The following is a 17,651-nucleotide window of genomic DNA, read 5'->3' on the forward strand; positions in this document are numbered from 1 at the left end:
GCGGTATGACGAACACATTTAAACTGTTGGGAGTGGCTTCGACATTCATGGTGCTGGCGACATCATGCAATTCGTCTCCCAGTACGGACGGGCAAAATGCCGGTGCCGATTCGACGCTTGCGCCAGTCGAAACCAATGCTCCGAACAGCGACTATCAACCGGCTTTTGCGGGACAAACCCGTGTCGGTGGCGTAAAAACAGCCACTGATTATGCGGTTACCATACTCAGTGAAGCATTGGAAAGCCCCTGGGGAATTGCTGCCCTGCCGGATGGCCGCTTTTTAGTTACCGAAAAAGCAGGCACCATGCGGATCGTTGCGCCAGATGGTGCGCTGGGTGAAGCCATCGGAGGCTTGCCGAAAGTGAATGCGGATGGACAGGGGGGGTTACTGGGCGTCACTATTGACCCGGGTTTTGAATCAAATCGCATGGTCTATTGGACCTTTTCTGACAATACATCGAACGGCACAGTTACGGCAGTAGGCAAAGGCAAGCTGTCGGCCGATGAACGAACAATGGAAAATGTACAGGTAATATACCGTGCTTCCCCGGCCTATGATGGCAGGCTGCACTACGGTTCACGCATCCTGTTCGACGGCACGGGTAACATTATCCTGAGTACGGGAGAACGCTCTGACCTGGAAACCAGGCCGCAGGCCCAGGACCTCAAATCGGGACTGGGCAAGGTCATCCGGATTACCAAAGACGGAAACCCGGCCCCGGGCAACCCATTTGAAGGACGCGCGGATGCACGGCCGGAGATTTATTCTTATGGCCACCGGAATGTGCAGGGGCTCGCCATCCACCCGGAAACAGGAGACCTGTGGGAAGCCGAGTTCGGCCCGCGCGGAGGAGATGAAATCAATCGGATCGAGGCGGGGAAAAATTACGGATGGCCCACCATTACCTATGGTATTGAATATAGCGGCAAAAAAATCGGTGACAGCATCCAGCAACAGGAGGGGATGGAACAGCCCGTATATTACTACGATCCTTCGATTTCGCCCAGCGGCATTACGTTTTATGCAGGAAATGCTATTCCCGAATGGCAAAACAACTTATTTGTTGCCTCGTTAAGTGGCACCCACATTGCGCGGCTGGTGATTGAAAATAACAAAGTCGTGGGTGAGGAACGCCTGCTTGCAGACCAAGGCCAGCGTTTCCGCGCCATTATCGAAGGGGTGGATGGCGCGCTTTATGCCATTACCGATGGAGGAAGGTTGTATCGCATTGGCAAAAAATAACACGCTGGATCATTGAGGGCCGTAATCCAACGGGTGACCGAGGCCTCCTGTGCCGTGGAAGGCCGTATTACGGGGGCGATCAGGGAAGGGTTTCTGGTGCTCGTCGGGATAACAGCGGACGACGGCCGGGAAGACTTGGAATGGCTGGCACAGAAGATAGCCAACCTGCGTGTTTTCGGTGACGACCAGGGGCTGATGAACAGGTCCCTCCATGATATTGACGGCCACATTTTATTGATCTCGCAGTTCACGCTTTTTGCACAGACGAAAAAAGGCAACCGACCGTCTTTTATCCGTGCGGCTAAACCAGACCAGGCCATTCCGTTATACGAGGAGCTGGCAGCTTGCCTTTCCAGTCATCTCGGTAAGCCAGTGGAAAGAGGGGTGTTTGGTGCAGACATGAAAATTTCGCTGGTAAATGACGGTCCCGTAACCATCATTATGGACACCAAAGACAGGGAGAATCACTAAGGCCGGTCGCCATACCGGTCACATCATCTTTAAATACAAAAACGTGACGATCAAAGAAGCACAATTGCGGGTAGACCAATGGATTAACACAACGGGCGTCCGCTACTTTAACGAATTAACCAATACGGCTATGCTGATGGAAGAAGTGGGTGAGGTAGCCCGGATCATGGCGCGGAAGTATGGGGAACAATCGTTTAAAAAATCCGATGAACAGGTGGACCTGGCCGATGAATTGGCCGATGTATTATTTGTAGTGGTCTGCCTGGCCAACCAGACCGGTATTGACCTTACCGACGCGCTTGAAAAAAACTTCGCCAAGAAAGCCATTCGCGATGGCGAGCGGCATAAAAACAACGAGAAGCTGAAATAGCATTTAAGGAACAGGTCCTTCGATATCCCTTAAACCACATTGCGCCGGTTTTAAAAAAGGCGTGTCAGTTCATCGAGGCTACGGATGCTTTGCGTAACATATTCCGGAACAGTGGCGTCGCAGGGGTTGAAATAAATGGCATCCATGCCCACACGCTGGGCTCCCTGTATATCCGCTTCTAGGCTATCGCCTATCATGACGCTTTTCGCAATATCCGTGTTTGCATGCTTCACGGCATAATGGAAAATCTCCGGATGCGGTTTGTGTACGCCAACCAGTTCGGAGATCACCATAGTGTTGAAATATTTCTTCAGGTCACACTTGACTACCTTAACCTGCGCAGCGTCATTAAACCCATTTGAAATAAGGTGCAGGGTGTATTTTTCTTTCAGGTACCCAAGCGTCTCATGGCTATGTGGGAAAAGGTTCGTTTTCTGCGGGCACAAGCGGAGGTAATCCGTCTCAAATGAACTTGGAAACAGTTTCGGGTCAATTCCCAATTCCCTGAATGTGTCGGCGAAACGAGCCTCCCGGAGCTCTTTTTTGCTTATTTTCCCGTGATGGTACATCGCCCAGAGACGATGGTTGTTCCGGTTATAGGTTTCAATAAACCGGTCGGGAGCATGGATTCCGAGGTTACGGAAATGGTAGATGTCAAAAAGTTCCATCAGGGTTTCTTCCGCATTTTTTTCGAAGTCCCAGATCGTGTGATCCAGGTCGAAGAAAATATCCGTTTTATTCCGTGGTTGCACGGGGCAAAGATAATACATTCTGTGCCGGCCACCCTGGCCAATTTTCTTAATATTGTCATAATGTAGCCCATCATTTGTTTTTAACGGCTATAAATCGATACTTTTGTGATTGCCTTTCAGGAGTTTAATATGCGGAAACCAATAGTGTTGTTTTATTTCCTGCTTTTTTATGCTTCAGCACAGTTAGTCTGGTGGGGCGTGCTGCTTATTGAGACCCAGCCACACCGGAAGTCGATGATTATTGGCGAGGGAATTTTTTTTATGGTGATTTTCCTCGTCGGGGCATTGAAATTGAAAAAGGCCTTTGTGCGGGAACATAAACTCCAGAAGCAACAGCAGAACTTCCTGCTAGCCGTTACCCACGAACTTAAGTCGCCTTTAGCTTCCATCAAACTGTACATCCAAACCATCCTAAAGCGCGATTTGAACAAAGAACAGCAGGAACAGTTTTTATCCAATTCGTTAAAAGACATTGAACGGCTGGACGACCTCGTGGGAAATGTGCTTATTGCTACCAAGCTGGAGGGTATCCGGCCTAATTTTCCAAAGGAAGATATTAACCTGACCGAGCTGGTACAGCATGTGTCCGACCGGCTGCAGATCCATTCCTGCACTTCACAGGTCATCAAGACCGAGTTGGAACAAGAGGTGTATATCGAAGGCGACCGGTTTGCCCTGACTAATGCGGTAACTAACCTTATTGAAAATGCAGTGAAGTATTCACCACCCTGCGCCCATGTATTTGTCCGGTTAGCAAAAGACAATGGAAATGTCCTGTTTTCAGTGGCCGATCATGGTATCGGAATAAAGGAAGAGGAAAAGAAGCGTATTTTCAATAAATTTTACCGGGTAGGACAGGAAGAAACCCGAAAAACAAAGGGTACGGGTCTGGGATTGTATATTGTGAAGACGGTATTGGAAAAACACCAAGCGCAGATTAAAGTAAGAGACAATAGCCCCTCAGGAAGCGTTTTTGAAGTCATATTTAATAACCATTATGCAGCAAACTAAGCAACGGATTTTATTGGTGGAAGATGAGGAACACCTATTGGAAGCCATTAAACTCAACCTGGAGTTGGAGGGATACCGGGTGTCTACAGCCACCGACGGTAAAAAAGCCCTGAAGGTATTTAAAGAAGAACGGTTCAACTTGGTCATACTGGACGTCATGATTCCCGAAATCGACGGATTCCAGGTGGCAGAAACGATACGGCTGCAGAATTCGGAAGTGCCTATTATGTTCCTAACTGCTAAAAACAGCAGCGAGGATCGCATCACCGGTCTTAAGAAGGGAGCGGATGATTACCTGGTAAAGCCGTTTAACCTGGAAGAATTGATTCTACGGGTGGGCATCCTGGTGCGCCGCGGTATGAAAGGGGAGGAGCTCAAGGAACTCAATTCGTATCAGATCGGCGACAAAACCATCTATTTCAATTCCTATGAACTCCACCACGCCGATGGAACGGTCACATCATTGACTAAAAAGGAGACCATGTTGCTCAAATTGCTGATTGAGCGCCGTAACGAAGCCGTTTCCCGCGAACAGATACTTGAAACGGTTTGGAATTATGATGTTTACCCTTCCACCCGGACCATTGATAATTTCATCCTCACGTTCAGAAAGTATTTCGAACCTGATCAGAAACACCCGGTTTACTTTCATTCAATACGCGGGGTAGGGTATAAGTTTACCGATAATCCCCAGTAGCTATGATGACGACAAAAGTACGTATCGTCGTATTATTGCTTGCTTTACTGTTGTTAATCTATGCCATTTATGCCCATGTTTACCAGTCGGTCGCACTTATCATAGGCGGAATGGGGTACCTAATCTGGAGCCATTTCAGGGAAGGCACAGTCTTCCTCGCCTCGCAGGCTTTCCAGCAACATGATTTTGAAAAAGCGCGGCGGTTGCTCGCAGATATAAAGAAGCCCGAGTACCTGCGTAAAAAAAGACGGAACTATTACGAGTTCATGAGTGGCAACCTCGCGTTAAAAGCGGGCGATTACGACGCGGCTGAAAGGCATTTCCAGATTGCTTCAAGGCTGCCTTTCCGCAGGCCCAATGACAAGGCCATTATCCTGGTAAACCTGGCTAATATTAATCTTCATAAAAAGGATTATGAACGGGTCAGGGCCTACATCGCAGTGGCCCGTAAACTGGAAGTAACCTCGCGAATAGCACAGATCATTAACAAAATAGAAAACGAAATACCTAAAGACCAATCGTGACAAACAAACTGCAGAATGATTTATTGATACGTGCTGCCTTTTCGCAGCAGACGGAACGCCCGCCTGTATGGATGATGCGCCAGGCTGGCCGGTTTATGAAGGAATACTGGGAAATCAAAAATAAGTACTCCTTTCTCGAAATGTGCAAAACACCGGAGATTGCCGCGGATGTTACCATGCTTCCTGTGGATTTGCTGGGTGTAGACGCCGCTATTCTATTTTCCGACATATTGGTTACCCCCGAGGCGATGGGTGGCATATTGAGCTTTGAAGATGGAGTAGGTCCCCGGTTTGCTAATCCGGTCAGGGACAGGGCGGGGGCGGAAGCCCTGCAAACCGAGGTGCTACCTAAGCTGCAATACGTGGCGGATGCAATAAAGGTGATCCAGCAGCGGCTACAGGGCCGCATTCCGCTGATCGGTTTTGCGGGGGCGCCATTCACCGTGCTAAGCTACCTGGTGGAAGGGGGATCTTCCAAAGATTTTAAGCGGACTAAGCTGCTCCTGAACAACGAGCCCGAGCTGGCGCACCTGCTGCTGCAGAAAATTACAGATGTCACGGTAGCTTACCTGAACATGCAGATTGCGGCGGGCGTAAATGCGGTGCAGCTCTTTGATAGCTGGGCGATGGCGCTGTCGTGGGATGACTATCGGCATTTTGCGCACCGATATAATACGGAAATTATTGCCAAAATCGACCGGAAAGATATTCCTGTGATCTCGTTCTGCAAAGGAAGTTCTGTGTTTGCACCACTGATGGCGGAGGCGAATCCCGATGTTGTGTCGGTTGACTGGAATGCAGACCTGCGCCAGCTCAAAGACCGCCTGCCGAAAAGCGTGGCCGTACAAGGGAATTTAGATCCCTTTGTGCTGTACGCGGATAAACGTGTAATCAAAACCAAAATAACCGAATTGTTCGAGCGGATGCGCGGGCAGCCGGGGTTCATCTTTAATTTAGGACACGGCATCATGCCGGATATTCCGTTTGATCACGTAAAGTACGCCGTTGAAGTGGTGCGGGAATTCCGGTATTGATATCCTCCGGATAAATACAGGGAATGATGATATACCTTTACGCTAAAGCCATACACATCATCTTCGTCATCTGCTGGATGGCCGGCTTATTTTATATCGTCAGGCTATTCATCTACCATACCGAGGCGAGGCAAAAAAGAACGGAGGAATACGCCGTATTGCACCGGCAGTTTATGGTAATGGAACACAAATTGTGGTGGATCATTACCACCCCTTCTATGTACCTGGCCGTTTTGGCCGGTCTGGCTATGTTAGCCGATGCCCCGGGCCTGCTTCAGGCAGGCTGGCTGCACGTGAAGCTCGTTTTTGTATTGGGGCTCATTGGCTACCATTTCGTTTGCCAGCGGATCATGTATCAATTGAAATCGGAGCAGAGTAGCTGGACGTCCAACCGGCTGAGGATGTGGAATGAACTGGCAACGGTGTTGCTATTTGCCATCGTTTTTGCTGTTGTACTTAAAAGTGCGGTTAATTGGATTTATGGTGTAATCGGCCTCCTGCTACTGGCCATTATGCTCATGGTTGCCGTCAAGTGGTATAAGAAATTCCGGGATCGGAAATCCGGGTAGCCCTTTGCCCCACGGCAACATTTAGAGCATTTTTTGCTTCTTGAACCAATCAACGGCGTCGTCAATCGCCTGCGCAACCGGGCGGAAGCTGATGTGCAGCTCTTCCCGTGCCTTCCTGTTCGTATAATAGTTATGTACGCAAAGAATCTTCATATTTGTGGATGACAGGGCTGTCTTTATCCCTATGGTCCGCAGCAGATCGCCGATATAGCCTATGCCGATAAGCAACAGCTTAGGCAGGCACACCAGCAACGTCCGCTGGTTTGTCTGTTGTGCTAATAGGGAGAAAAACTGCCGATAGCTTAGGTTTTCGCCAGCTAACAGGTAGGCCTCCCCGCTTTTTCCGGCCGTCAATGCTTCCACCGTTCCACGCGCAACATCGTCGACATGCACAAAATTTTTTCCACCAGGTGGGTGAAAGACAACCCGCTTGCCATATCCCATACGGATAATTGCGCCTGAACTTGGCTTGCTGTCGTAAGGACCGAGCATAAAAGTCGGACTTACGACCACGACTTCGATATTCCCCGTGGCGGACATTGCCACATACTGTCCCTCCAGCTTGCTTTTAGCGTACCACGCGCTGGCAAACGGTTCACGAGGCGGCAAGGTCTCGTCACCAGGGGTCGTCAGCGATCCGTAGCCAAATGTATTTGCCGTACCAACGTAAACCACACGCTTAATGCCGTTCGCTATAGCAGCCTGAATAATATGTTCCGTACCGGTGACGTTGATCAGCGAATAATCGGCATACCGCAGTAGGTTTTGACTGGTAGAGGCCGCGCAGTGGATGATGTAATCGCAATTCGCTGCCACGCGCATGACACATGCGCTATCGGTGATATCGCCGGGTATTAACTGGAGTTTTGGATGAGCGGGCAGGAGGAATTTACGCGGATCCCGGATCAGTCCGGTTACCCCGTAGTCCTGGGCGAGTAGTTGGACGATGATGTTGGTGGCCAACAACCCATTGGCTCCGGTAACCAATACATTCATGTGCGGTTAATTTCTTTTTTTATGGCATTGGTGAGTAAGGGTAGCCGGATGTAGACTGGTAAAAACTTCATCACCATCCAGGTAAGCTTATTGGCCCAATTCAGCATAATCAACGTATCCCGTCGAAACAATTGCCGGATGGCGATTTCTGCCACCCTTTCCGGAGGCAGCAGTCCCATAGACGCAAATAATCCCTGTTTTTGCAATCGGGCGGATGAGTCGGCATTGGTCATCATCGGTCCGGGATTGACTACGCTGAAAAACACATTGCTGCCGGCAAACTCCTGATACAGCCCCCGGGTAAAATTATGTACAAAAGCCTTAGAAGCTGGGTAAACGGTTTTGTAACCGATGGGGCTATAAGCTGCCACGCTGCCCACGTTAAGTACAAATGCCTGGTTGCGTTTGATCAGGTTGGATAACAACTGATGGGTAAGCAGTGAAGTCGCCCTGATATTGAGCTGGATAATGCGATCCAGGTAATCAATGGATACATCCTGGAAACTCTGCGTTCCTCCGCATCCGGCGTTATTGATGAGTACATACAATGGAAAATGAGCGTTTACCCAGTTGGCCAACGCCACAATATTTTCCTTCTGCGTCAGGTCGGTCTCAAAAACGTGGGCTTCCTGCCCCAGCTCGGATACCTGATTGGCTACAAAAGGCAATCCTTCATTGGGCAGGCTGACCAGGATGAGGTGGAATTTTCTTTTGGCCAGTTCCAGTGCGAAGGCCTTTCCAAGCCCCTGGCTGGCCCCTGTAATCAGGGCGTATTGCTTGCCATTTTCCGCTGAATGATTTTCCATTATGCCTTATGTGCCTGCAAGTAAATAATTGTTTGGCACATTTACAAGATTTTGCGCTTACGATATTTTCTCCCACTGGATACCGGCTTCCTTTCGGAAAAGGTAATCCCGGAGTAGCATATGCTCGCCGCTGTCCAACTGTGGGTCATTATGGAAAACCTCGATTACGCTATTGCGCACTTCGGTCAGCAAGGCCTGGTCGGTGGTTAGATCGGCCAGTTTGAGGTCCAGCACGCCGCTCTGCTGGGTGCCGGCCAGGTCACCCGGGCCGCGAAGCTGCAAATCCACTTCGGCAATTTCGAAGCCGTCATTTGTGCGGACCATGGTCTCCAGCCGAAGCTTACTTTCTTTGGTTAACTTATTTCCGGACATGAGGACACAATAGGACTGTGCCGCCCCACGTCCCACCCGCCCACGTAGCTGGTGTAGCTGCGATAGGCCGAAGCGTTCAGCGTTTTCGATGACCATCACCGAAGCATTAGGTACATCCACCCCTACTTCGATGACTGTGGTTGCCACCATAATCTGCGTCTCCCCACGGATAAACCGCTGCATCTCAAACTCCTTGTCTTTGACAGGCATCTTCCCGTGGACGATGCTGATGCGGTACCGCGGTAATGGAAATTCCTGCTGTAACGTTTCCAGGCCGGCTTCCAGGTACAGTAGGTCCATTTTTTCGCTTTCCTTAATGAGCGGGTATACGATATATACCTGACTGCCTTTGGCGATTTCTTCTTTCAGTAAGCCGAACATCCGGAGTCGGCTATGTTCATATAGATGCGTCGTTTTAATGGGTTTGCGCCCTGCTGGGAGCTCATCGATCACGGAGCTGTCAAGATCCCCGTAAAGGGTCATTGCCAGGGTACGCGGAATCGGCGTGGCCGTCATGACCAGCATGTGGGGCGGGATATCATTCTTGCGCCACAGTTTTGCGCGTTGTTCTACACCGAAACGATGCTGCTCATCGATAACCACAAGCCCGAGATTCTTAAATTTCACGGCATCCTCGATTAATGCATGCGTACCCACCAGAAGCGATAACGAACCATCCTCCAGCTGTGTATGGATAATCCGGCGATCTTTCCTGGCTGTAGAACCGGTAAGCAGCTGTACCGAAGCGATCCCTTCACCCAGCAGCTTTTTGATGCTGTGGTAATGTTGCTGGGCCAGAATTTCCGTGGGTGCCATGAGGCAGGCCTGCAGCCCGTTATCGGTAGCCAGGAGCATACTCATTAATGCTACCACTGTTTTTCCACTGCCCACATCGCCCTGGACAAGGCGGTTCATCTGTGCCCCCGAGGCCGTATCCCGACGGATTTCCCGAACGACACGTTTTTGCGCATTCGTTAAATCAAACGGCAACCTTTCGTAGTAAAACCGGTTAAACTTTTCTCCTACCGAATCAAAACGGTGTCCCTTGAAGCGCTGGGTATTCAGCAGTTTATTCTTCAATAACTTCAGCTGAATAAAAAACAATTCATCGAATTTGAGCCTGTGGACAGCACGGTGTAGTACCTGCTGGTTGGCGGGAAAATGAATGGCTTCGAGGGCCTGTGGTAGCGGCATTAACCCGTGCCGGCGCAGTAGGTATTCCGGGAGCGTTTCCCGGAACTGTGCCGCAATGGCCTCCAACAGGGCAACCTGTAATTTCTGGATACCTTTGCTGTCCAACGATAATTTCTTCAGTTTTTCAGTTGAATTATATACCGGCTGCAGGCTCATATTGCCGGTATTTTTGGCTCCGGGAAGGTAGCTTTCCATTTCCGGATGAGTCATGGAAAGTTGGTTGTTAAAAATAGCGGGCTTGCCGTAGATGACATAAGGCGCACCAACGGTTAGTGTTTTTCTGAGCCACCCAATGTGCTGGAACCATACCAGTTCCATAATGCCGGTGTCGTCCATAAATTGACCCACCAGCCGTTTTCCACGCCGTTCCCCTCTTTCTTCCAGCTGCACCAGCCGTCCGATTACCTGCGCGGCCGCCATTTCGGGCCTGAGCTGGCTGATTTTATGAAACTGCGTACGGTCAATGTACCGGAACGGATAATGGCGCAGCAGATCGCCAAACGTATAGATGCTTAATTCGGATTTGAGTACTTCAGCACGGCTCGGACCGACCCCTTTTAGATATTCAATGGGAGTTATGGTGCTGAATGGTGTCACTATAAGGTTTTCCTGTTAAAACGTGCCCGCTGGTAAACCACCAATTACAGCGGATGGCCCTGCTGCCGGCAGTACACGTTAGTTTATGCGAATTTATGCAAAACTTTCCGAAGTGCATTCCGGTTATACGGGAATACTGATCCATGACAGACCGGATACGTGCGGGAACAGACTGACCGGTATTAAGCCTAAGCCTTCCAGGCAATCAACGAAATCTCGACACGTACATTTTTAGGCAGTCCCGCCACAGCCACCGTTTCACGGGCGGGGGCATTTTCCGTAAAGTATTCGCCATAAATGGTGTTAACTGCCGAAAAATCATCCATGTCACGTAAAAAAATGGTTGTTTTCACCACATCTGCAAATGTGTACCCGGCGGCTGTCAGTACAGCATCAAGGTTTTTGAGCACCTGACGAGCCTCATCGGCCACCGTGTCTCCGGTTAACTCACCTGTTTCCGGTGATAATGCAATCTGCCCCGAAACATACAGGTGATTTCCGGCCAGAACGGCTTGGTTATATGGCCCGATGGGGGCAGGCGCCTTCGGCGTATTGATAACAGTTTTCATGAAATAGAAACTTACCAGACATTACTTGAAAAAGAGATACTCCACAATCTTGTATAAAATGGCCAGCAAAAACAGAATGATCGCCGTAGCATTGATTACATGCATGACCTTGAGATTAAAACTGTGGGGCCGATTGGGGTCTTTTTTTCTGAAAAAATACATATTACGAAGTTACGGCCAGTTGATGGCAATCGCAATATATCCATGCGATTTTTCCGTCATCCTGCCATTACTTGACCTGTAGGTCATGACCGCTCTCTTTCCAGGAAGTGACTCCCCCATCCAACTCGATGATTTCCCGGAATCCCAGCTGTTCAAGCAACTGGGCTGCCCGGTGGCTGCGCTTGCCCGTCCTGCAATAAAGCAATACCGACTGATCGCGATCGAGCCGGCTGACCCGGCGCTCAAATGACGCTTTGTTGATGTCGAGCTGCTTGGCGCCGGAGATATGGCCTTCCTTAAATTCGGCATTTGTCCTGACATCCACCAGCTGGTAGACAGCTAAACTGTCCATATAGTGGGCAAACCGGTCGGCCTGCACTGTTTTGGCTGATTCCTGGGCCCACAGAAAAAAAGGCAAGGCTACTGCCAGCAGACTGAAAGCGAACCGTTTCATATCGTTTGATTTGATGTAATTACCTGTATTAATTCGCGTGCTTGGACAACTCCACTCTGCTGCCACTTAATTTCGCCGTTTTTGAAAAGAATTAAGGTCGGGACGCCCCGGATGCCGTATTTCGATGCGACGGCAGGGTTACGGTCCACGTCGATTTTGATAATGACCGCTTGGTCGCCAACAGCCGCTTTAACCTGATCCAGAATCGGCGGCATCAGCTGGCATGGACCGCACCAGGTCGCGAAGAAATCGACCAGTACCGGTTTACTGCCATTGATTAATGTAGCGAATTTTTCCATTATGGATTGAACGGTTCGGAGGCATACTGTCCACAAACCGCTGAATTACCTTACTTTCTTTAATGCTTTTTCGGCCCGCCTGTTCGCCGCATTAATTTTATAATGAAACCAGCGGTCTTTGAAAATCTTGCGCATGGTATTATCAAAATTCCGCGTAATCACCAGGTTCCGGAATCCCCGCCATTTGTCATATACCTTGGAAGGAAGTGCCCGTACACTGATGGAATATCCTTCCGTAGCATACTGGATGTAATGCCACCATCCGGAAGGCATAAACAGGGTCTCACCCGGATGAATCTCCGCCTCGTAACCGTTGAGGTATTTTAATGCTGGGAATTTCTCATAATCCGGCGCCTTCAGGTTCGCGATACTGTGGAAGTTATAAGGCAGTTTATACATTAAATCGGATTGTTCCAGCGGGAACAGCCAAATTTTCTTTACCCCCTTGTACTGGGTGATGAATACGTGGGACATGTCAATGTCAAAATGGTTCCGGGTGCTTGAGCCTTCTCCTCCGAAAAAGAGATATGGCAGCCATTTAAGCACTTTGCCCCCAGTGACATCGTTGTAAATCAGGTCGTCGTTAAGCTCAGGCTTGAGCTTCATCAAATTAAAAAGAAAGATCCGCAGGTCCGTTGGCCCGCGTTCAATCATATCCAGGTATTCGCCAAACTTCATCTTGGCAACAGGGGCACTGGCCGCTCGGTCATTGGATGCATCTTCCTTGCCGTGTAGCGAAATCATGGCGTCTCCGGCTATTTCCTTGAAATAGTCATAGTTCCATTTGGTCCAGGCCGGACTGTCCTTACGTACGAAATCGTCCATAATTACAGGAATACCCTTATTAAAATAATCCTTAATAAAGTCAGCCGAGCTAATTCCGGAGATCTTTTCTACTTTTTTGAGTTGCACGACTTAATAGTTGATAATAAACCAATATTGTTATATACAATAGTACAAACTTAGGAAATCTTTCCCAACTGTACCGGTGTCTATTTAATTTTACATTTGCATTATAATGGCAACACTACGATTAACGTGCCAAAAAATAAAAAAGCGTTAACAAGTTCAAAATCAAACTTTTAACGCTTTTTTATTTGTCTTGTTGACTGATTCTATCAGTAGGACCAAAGGTCCTGCTCGAAATCGACAAGTTCTTTTTTTATGCGTTCCGCTTCATACAGACGATCGATCCCGTTATCCACATAATCCCGGATCCGAAGGTCTTCGGGGTTGGACTGTTTTACGATGTAACTGGCAAAAAGACGTTTGATAAAGACATCGTCATAACTAAGGCCGGTCGCGTCATTGTGGCGGGAAGCCACTTCTTTATTGACAAAAATGTGCCTGGCCTCTGGAAAATAGATCCAGAATGCGGGATAGGCATCCGCAGCGATTGCCGCGGCATCATTGCCGGTGGATAACCCTTCGATCTCCGGCATTTGGTCCAACCCGGCCAATGCATCGTCACTCACTCCGCTATCACCGGTAATTTCATCCATTTTCGGAGTTACAAGCGGAGCGATGCCAATAATACGGGGTTCAAAGACGGAGCGCTGTTTATCAAATATCCAATCTTCTTTAATACGGAATCGCACCACGTCGTCCGGGTTGAATGCAGTGGCCTCGAATCGAGAGGCAATCACATTACCTTCCGCATCGTACTCTTCCACCAGAGTGCTGTCTGATCCGAAACGCCCCATCACTTGGTCGGGCGAAAGACGTGTTTTGAAGCTATCGCCTGTGGGATCATCAGGAGTAGGCGTAGGGTCGTACGCCGTCAGCTCACCCGCCATTACGGCTTCCATGATCACATCAATCAACCGCGATTTGGGGGATGCGTAAATCAGGTTCATCTTTTCCCGCAGGTCGAACTCCCGCCAAACCCGTTTCACGTAGGCAACGTCGGTCGGCCGGATATTGGCGTACGGTACTACTTCCCTATCTAAAATGTCTGACTTTACGTAATAACCATCAACGGGAGGTTCCTCCGCTTCAATCGGCGTGGTACTGTTCGATAGGTTTTCCTGTTGAGCCATCGCTGCCGTACCCAGCAGCATCAGCGTTAAAAAGCTATAATACCTGTTCATCCTAACCTCCTTTTTAATTGACCCGGAACGATATGGGGTCCAACTCCTGCTGCAGGCCGTCCGGCCCTACGGCTATGATATTATAAAAGAACACGAAAGAGCCCGGTGTGATGGTGCTGAGTGCATTTTGCATTGGTCCGGAAAATGTCCCGTTCGTGCCCTGATAAGGTCCCATTGGGTCAACCCGGGGTTTCTGTACCAGCATGGAAAAGCGGGAAATGTTAAATTTGGCGTCAAACTCAAAATCTTCCAGTCCTGCGAAAATACGATTCTGTCCCCGGATCTGCGCGGCTGCTACCGTGCCTCCTGAACGGCCGGCTACCCGTGCCTGTGGCGCGGGAATACGTTTTACACGGAATTCCGTAGTCCCTAACGACTGTGTTTGTTCGCCAATCCTTGCGGATACGCTGATGCGGGCGGTACCCGGTTGCGTTACCCGCGCTACGTATTTACCGGCGGAACCGGCAACCGTGGCTCCCTGGCCGCTTACGGCGAGGCTTTCCTTCGGAATACCCGGCGCAGATACGGAAATCGGGTTGTCTACGCCGATATACAGCACGTTCATGGCATCGGGTGAAACTACAGCAGATGGCCGGGCTACCTGGTATGTTTGCGGCGCAGTCTGGTATTCTTTCACCGTTCCGTCGGTCTGCTGCACACGAATGGTACCCGTCCAGTCAAATACACCTTCCCGCGAAGTATTTACGGTATAGGTAGCCTGCCCGTCAACGACGGGAAGCGGGCTGCCGCCTACGATAATTTCTGGGTTGGATTTGGAATCATATGCCGTCAGGAAAACCTTTGCTGTATAAGGCTGGCCCTGTATAATATAGGAAGACGGTGCAACGGCCACCGCTGCAAAGCGGTCGAGGTTCACAATGGCCATATCCATTTCCCCAAAAACATGCTTCACCACCGCTGCTTCCGCATTTTTTACGTCTGCCCGTATTTTCTCCAGCGCGGTCACGGCCGCCGTAAGCGGTATGCCGTCGCCGAAATTAGCCTGTTCCCATGATTTTTTAATGCCTCCGCGGGCGGGCGGGTCCTGCGCATCCAGCGAAAAACCAACTTCATTATTAGAGAGCTCCTGTAACCGGGCACGGGTATCGCGGATGCGGGCGCGTAATTTTTCTGCCCGTTTTTCGTTATCCTTAATCATGAGACGCGGACTGATGCTGAGGTTGTCTCTTTTTTGCAGGTCGCCGGTTGACTCATTATAACCGCCGCCCTCGGTTTCGAGCAGCTGCTGCAGCGAATCAATATAGCCGGTCAGGCTATTCGCCAGCTGGCTGGCCTGTTCCGCACGGCCAAGAATTGGTTTGGCCCGTTCCGGCTCGTCTTTCAGCTTAGTAGCCTTGAAGGCGCTGAACATGTTGTCAATCGTAGTCTGCGTATTTTGCGTAGAAGTGCCTAGGCTCGTTGCGAGATTCCGGAAGGCATCGAGTACTGAATCACTCACATTCAAGGCCACCAATCCCAACAATACGAGGTAAAGAATCCCCATCATTCGTTGCCTCGGCGTCTGTTTTCCTGCTGCCATCGTGTAATCCCTTTTTTAAATGGTTGTCGGTGTTTAAAAATGTAAATTACACACGGGGCTGATTCATCGCGGCCAGCATATTTCCGTAAATGGCGTTTAACGAAGCCAGGTTTTTATTCAAGTGGCTAACCTGTTCCCTGAGCTGTTGTGTATCTGCTGCGGAGTCGTTGAAGTTCTTCAACGTTTCCGCAATACTGTCATAATGCTGCGTAATGGTTTTCAGCTTTTGGCCCGATTCGTTCAGCTCCAGCTCATATACAGCATTCAGCTGCTGTAAGTTGCTGGCCAGCTTCCCTACCTGTTCCTGGTAGGTTTTCGCGTCGGTACTGGCGCTGCCAATGCTAGCCAGGTCGGAAGAAGCCTTTTCAAAGGCAACATTTAACTGGTCAAATCCGCTGGCGGCGCTTTTTACTTTTTCCGTAAACTGCGCTGTTGCCAGTGATGCATCCGATACGTTGGATATAGCCGAGACCTTATCGCCGAATGAACGGAGACCGTCTCCAAGGTTGCCGATCAGGTCCGGACTTATTTTGGCATCCTGTAACATTTTATCCAGCGCCGCCGTATGACCAATGGCGGAAACCGGTGCAGGCCGGGTGGTGGCTTTCGGTAATTCGCCGTCATAATCTTCCGCCAGTTCGGGGTACACCCGTGTCCAGTCGACATCATCTCCCTCCCGCTGGAAACCCAGAATAAGGAAAAGGAACGCCTCGGTACCCAGTCCTACCACAATCATCCAGTCACCCCATGGCCAGTGCTGTAACTTGGCCATGAGCCCGATAATCACAACGGTTGCTCCCCAGGAAACCACATTGTTAATGCCTACTTTGAATTTACCTTTTTTTGCCATGGTATATTTCGTCTTTTCGTTAGCTAGATTTATTCTGTTAATTATTCATGGGGTCTACGCCCGGGTAAGCAGATACACTGCGGAAGCCGATATATGATTTGGCAGTATCCTGATATTCATATGCACGTGCCGAATTTTGCAGGAAATAGCCGATATCTTTCCATGAACCGCCGCGAACCACTTTGCGTTTCAGCGATTCGGGATCGCCGGAAGTGGCGTCATACCGATACGTCGGGTTCATGTCGTGCACAAAAGAAGAGGCCGATTCATTGAATGTGGAAGACGTCCATTCCGCCACGTTTCCCGCCATATTGTATAGTCCGAAATCGTTGGGAAAATAGGAATAAACAGGGGCGGTATATGCCGCGCCGTCATCAATGTAGTTCCCCCTGCTTGGTTTAAAATTAGCCATCAGGCAGCCTTTGGCGTTGCGGGCTGACGGACCGCCCCAGGGGTATTGCGACCCGATCCTGCCGCCGCGGGCGGCATATTCCCATTCAGCTTCCGACGGAAGCATATAAGGTTGGCGGATCTCCCTGCGGGTGGATTTCCGGCTTCTTTCATAATTCTCAAACAGCCTGGAGCGCCAGGTGTTAAACGCGTGTGCCTGCCGCCATGTTACCCCTACGACGGGATACTCGTCAAAAGACGGATGGGAAAAATAGCCTTCGACCATCGGCTCGTTTTGCGCGTAGCTAAAGTCGTTCAGCCATACCGTAGTATCCGGATACACCAGGATGGTATCCCGCCGGATGAAGTCCGACCGTGTTTTGGTTGGGTCATTTTTAGCGGCAGTCGCCGCGCGCAGGTCATACCACTCATAGTGGTAGCGCAGCAGGCGGACATCCAGTTCATCTTTACCGAAAACCCGGTCATCACCCTGGTAATACATCTGGCGCGTGCGTTCCCGCACCGCCTGATCACGGGAATTCCACAGCGACCGTCGGCTTCCGTTTACCCTATCCCAGTCGATGTAGCGTTCATTGGTGCCTTCTACCTGAACGAAATAACTGTCATCCTGCAGGTAGTTGTAGATCAGCAACGAATCGC

The 17,651-nt window shown here is 49.8% G+C and carries 21 protein-coding genes; 8 read left to right on the forward strand and 13 right to left on the reverse strand.

The genetic code is table 11. The annotated features are described in order from the left end of the window. The first annotated feature begins 5 nt into the window (after positions 1-5). From ABWO75_RS06435 to ABWO75_RS06445, 3 genes are read left to right on the forward strand one after another with little or no spacing between them, the layout of a single operon-like run. On the forward strand, positions 6-1,244 hold the full coding sequence (locus tag ABWO75_RS06435; protein ID WP_353183738.1) for a PQQ-dependent sugar dehydrogenase: 1,239 nt from the start codon (positions 6-8) through the stop codon (positions 1,242-1,244). A gap of 12 nt (positions 1,245-1,256) precedes the next feature. Beyond that, complete coding sequence (gene dtd / locus ABWO75_RS06440; RefSeq protein ID WP_353183740.1) at positions 1,257-1,715, forward strand: D-aminoacyl-tRNA deacylase; 459 nt, start codon at positions 1,257-1,259, stop codon at positions 1,713-1,715. Between the two features lie 43 nt (positions 1,716-1,758). Beyond that, positions 1,759-2,085: a nucleotide pyrophosphohydrolase gene (locus ABWO75_RS06445; protein ID WP_257658419.1), complete on the forward strand. Its 327-nt coding sequence runs from the start codon at positions 1,759-1,761 to the stop codon at positions 2,083-2,085. A gap of 50 nt (positions 2,086-2,135) precedes the next feature. On the opposite strand, the gene ABWO75_RS06450 is transcribed toward ABWO75_RS06445, so the two are convergent. After that, a complete protein-coding gene (locus tag ABWO75_RS06450) occupies positions 2,136-2,837 on the reverse strand; it encodes a YjjG family noncanonical pyrimidine nucleotidase (protein WP_353183743.1) in 702 nt (233 codons plus the stop codon). A gap of 129 nt (positions 2,838-2,966) precedes the next feature. Between ABWO75_RS06450 and ABWO75_RS06455 the strand changes: the two genes are divergently transcribed. The 5 genes from ABWO75_RS06455 to ABWO75_RS06475 are packed head-to-tail and all read left to right on the forward strand — an operon-like array spanning position 2,967 to position 6,672. Further along, positions 2,967-3,848 carry a sensor histidine kinase gene (locus ABWO75_RS06455; protein WP_353183745.1) on the forward strand — a complete coding sequence of 294 codons (882 nt, stop codon included), beginning with the start codon at positions 2,967-2,969 and terminating at the stop codon, positions 3,846-3,848. Next, complete coding sequence (locus ABWO75_RS06460; protein WP_353183747.1) at positions 3,835-4,545, forward strand: response regulator transcription factor; 711 nt, start codon at positions 3,835-3,837, stop codon at positions 4,543-4,545. Before ABWO75_RS06455 ends, ABWO75_RS06460 begins: the two co-directional genes overlap by 14 nt. Positions 4,546-4,547: 2 nt before the next feature. Continuing rightward, on the forward strand, positions 4,548-5,069 hold the full coding sequence (locus ABWO75_RS06465) for a tetratricopeptide repeat protein (protein ID WP_353183749.1): 522 nt from the start codon (positions 4,548-4,550) through the stop codon (positions 5,067-5,069). Next, positions 5,066-6,103: a uroporphyrinogen decarboxylase gene (hemE, locus tag ABWO75_RS06470; protein WP_353183751.1), complete on the forward strand. Its 1,038-nt coding sequence runs from the start codon at positions 5,066-5,068 to the stop codon at positions 6,101-6,103. Before ABWO75_RS06465 ends, hemE begins: the two co-directional genes overlap by 4 nt. A 26-nt stretch (positions 6,104-6,129) precedes the next feature. Beyond that, entirely contained in the window at positions 6,130-6,672 is a 543-nt protein-coding gene (locus ABWO75_RS06475; protein WP_353183780.1) for a CopD family protein, read from the forward strand. Between the two features lie 21 nt (positions 6,673-6,693). Here ABWO75_RS06475 and ABWO75_RS06480 read toward each other — a convergent pair whose 3' ends face one another. The 12 genes from ABWO75_RS06480 to porK form a co-directional block, all read right to left on the reverse strand. Beyond that, a complete protein-coding gene (locus ABWO75_RS06480) occupies positions 6,694-7,668 on the reverse strand; it encodes an NAD-dependent epimerase/dehydratase family protein (protein ID WP_353183753.1) in 975 nt (324 codons plus the stop codon). After that, a complete protein-coding gene (locus ABWO75_RS06485) occupies positions 7,665-8,474 on the reverse strand; it encodes an SDR family NAD(P)-dependent oxidoreductase (RefSeq protein ID WP_353183755.1) in 810 nt (269 codons plus the stop codon). Before ABWO75_RS06485 ends, ABWO75_RS06480 begins: the two co-directional genes overlap by 4 nt. Before the next feature lie 57 nt (positions 8,475-8,531). Beyond that, on the reverse strand, positions 8,532-10,637 hold the full coding sequence (gene recG, locus ABWO75_RS06490) for an ATP-dependent DNA helicase RecG (RefSeq protein ID WP_353183757.1): 2,106 nt from the start codon (positions 10,635-10,637) through the stop codon (positions 8,532-8,534). A 188-nt stretch (positions 10,638-10,825) separates the two neighbouring features. Beyond that, entirely contained in the window at positions 10,826-11,206 is a 381-nt protein-coding gene (locus ABWO75_RS06495; protein ID WP_353183759.1) for a RidA family protein, read from the reverse strand. Positions 11,207-11,227: 21 nt separating this feature from the next. Next, entirely contained in the window at positions 11,228-11,368 is a 141-nt protein-coding gene (locus ABWO75_RS06500; RefSeq protein ID WP_353183761.1) for a DUF6728 family protein, read from the reverse strand. Between the two features lie 67 nt (positions 11,369-11,435). Next, on the reverse strand, positions 11,436-11,822 hold the full coding sequence (locus ABWO75_RS06505; RefSeq protein WP_353183763.1) for a rhodanese-like domain-containing protein: 387 nt from the start codon (positions 11,820-11,822) through the stop codon (positions 11,436-11,438). Beyond that, the gene (trxA, locus tag ABWO75_RS06510; RefSeq protein ID WP_353183766.1) at positions 11,819-12,121 is read right to left on the reverse strand and encodes a thioredoxin; all 303 of its coding nucleotides are present in this window, start codon (positions 12,119-12,121) and stop codon (positions 11,819-11,821) included. The genes ABWO75_RS06505 and trxA overlap by 4 nt, the downstream gene beginning before the upstream one ends. 45 nt (positions 12,122-12,166) lie before the next feature. Further along, the gene (locus ABWO75_RS06515) at positions 12,167-13,033 is read right to left on the reverse strand and encodes a cupin-like domain-containing protein (protein ID WP_353183768.1); all 867 of its coding nucleotides are present in this window, start codon (positions 13,031-13,033) and stop codon (positions 12,167-12,169) included. Positions 13,034-13,239: 206 nt separating this feature from the next. After that, complete coding sequence (locus ABWO75_RS06520) at positions 13,240-14,211, reverse strand: gliding motility protein GldN (protein ID WP_353183770.1); 972 nt, start codon at positions 14,209-14,211, stop codon at positions 13,240-13,242. A 13-nt stretch (positions 14,212-14,224) separates the two neighbouring features. After that, the gene (gene porM / locus ABWO75_RS06525) at positions 14,225-15,751 is read right to left on the reverse strand and encodes a type IX secretion system motor protein PorM/GldM (RefSeq protein WP_353183772.1); all 1,527 of its coding nucleotides are present in this window, start codon (positions 15,749-15,751) and stop codon (positions 14,225-14,227) included. Between the two features lie 46 nt (positions 15,752-15,797). Then, positions 15,798-16,601: a type IX secretion system motor protein PorL/GldL gene (gene porL / locus ABWO75_RS06530; protein ID WP_353183774.1), complete on the reverse strand. Its 804-nt coding sequence runs from the start codon at positions 16,599-16,601 to the stop codon at positions 15,798-15,800. Between the two features lie 37 nt (positions 16,602-16,638). Then, positions 16,639-17,651: T9SS ring complex lipoprotein PorK/GldK (porK, locus tag ABWO75_RS06535; protein WP_353183776.1), on the reverse strand; the 1,013-nt coding region annotated here is incomplete at its 5' end.

It is taken from the genome of Parapedobacter lycopersici (assembly GCF_040395035.1).
In the GTDB taxonomy this organism is placed as follows: Bacteria; Bacteroidota; Bacteroidia; order Sphingobacteriales; family Sphingobacteriaceae; genus Parapedobacter; species Parapedobacter lycopersici_A.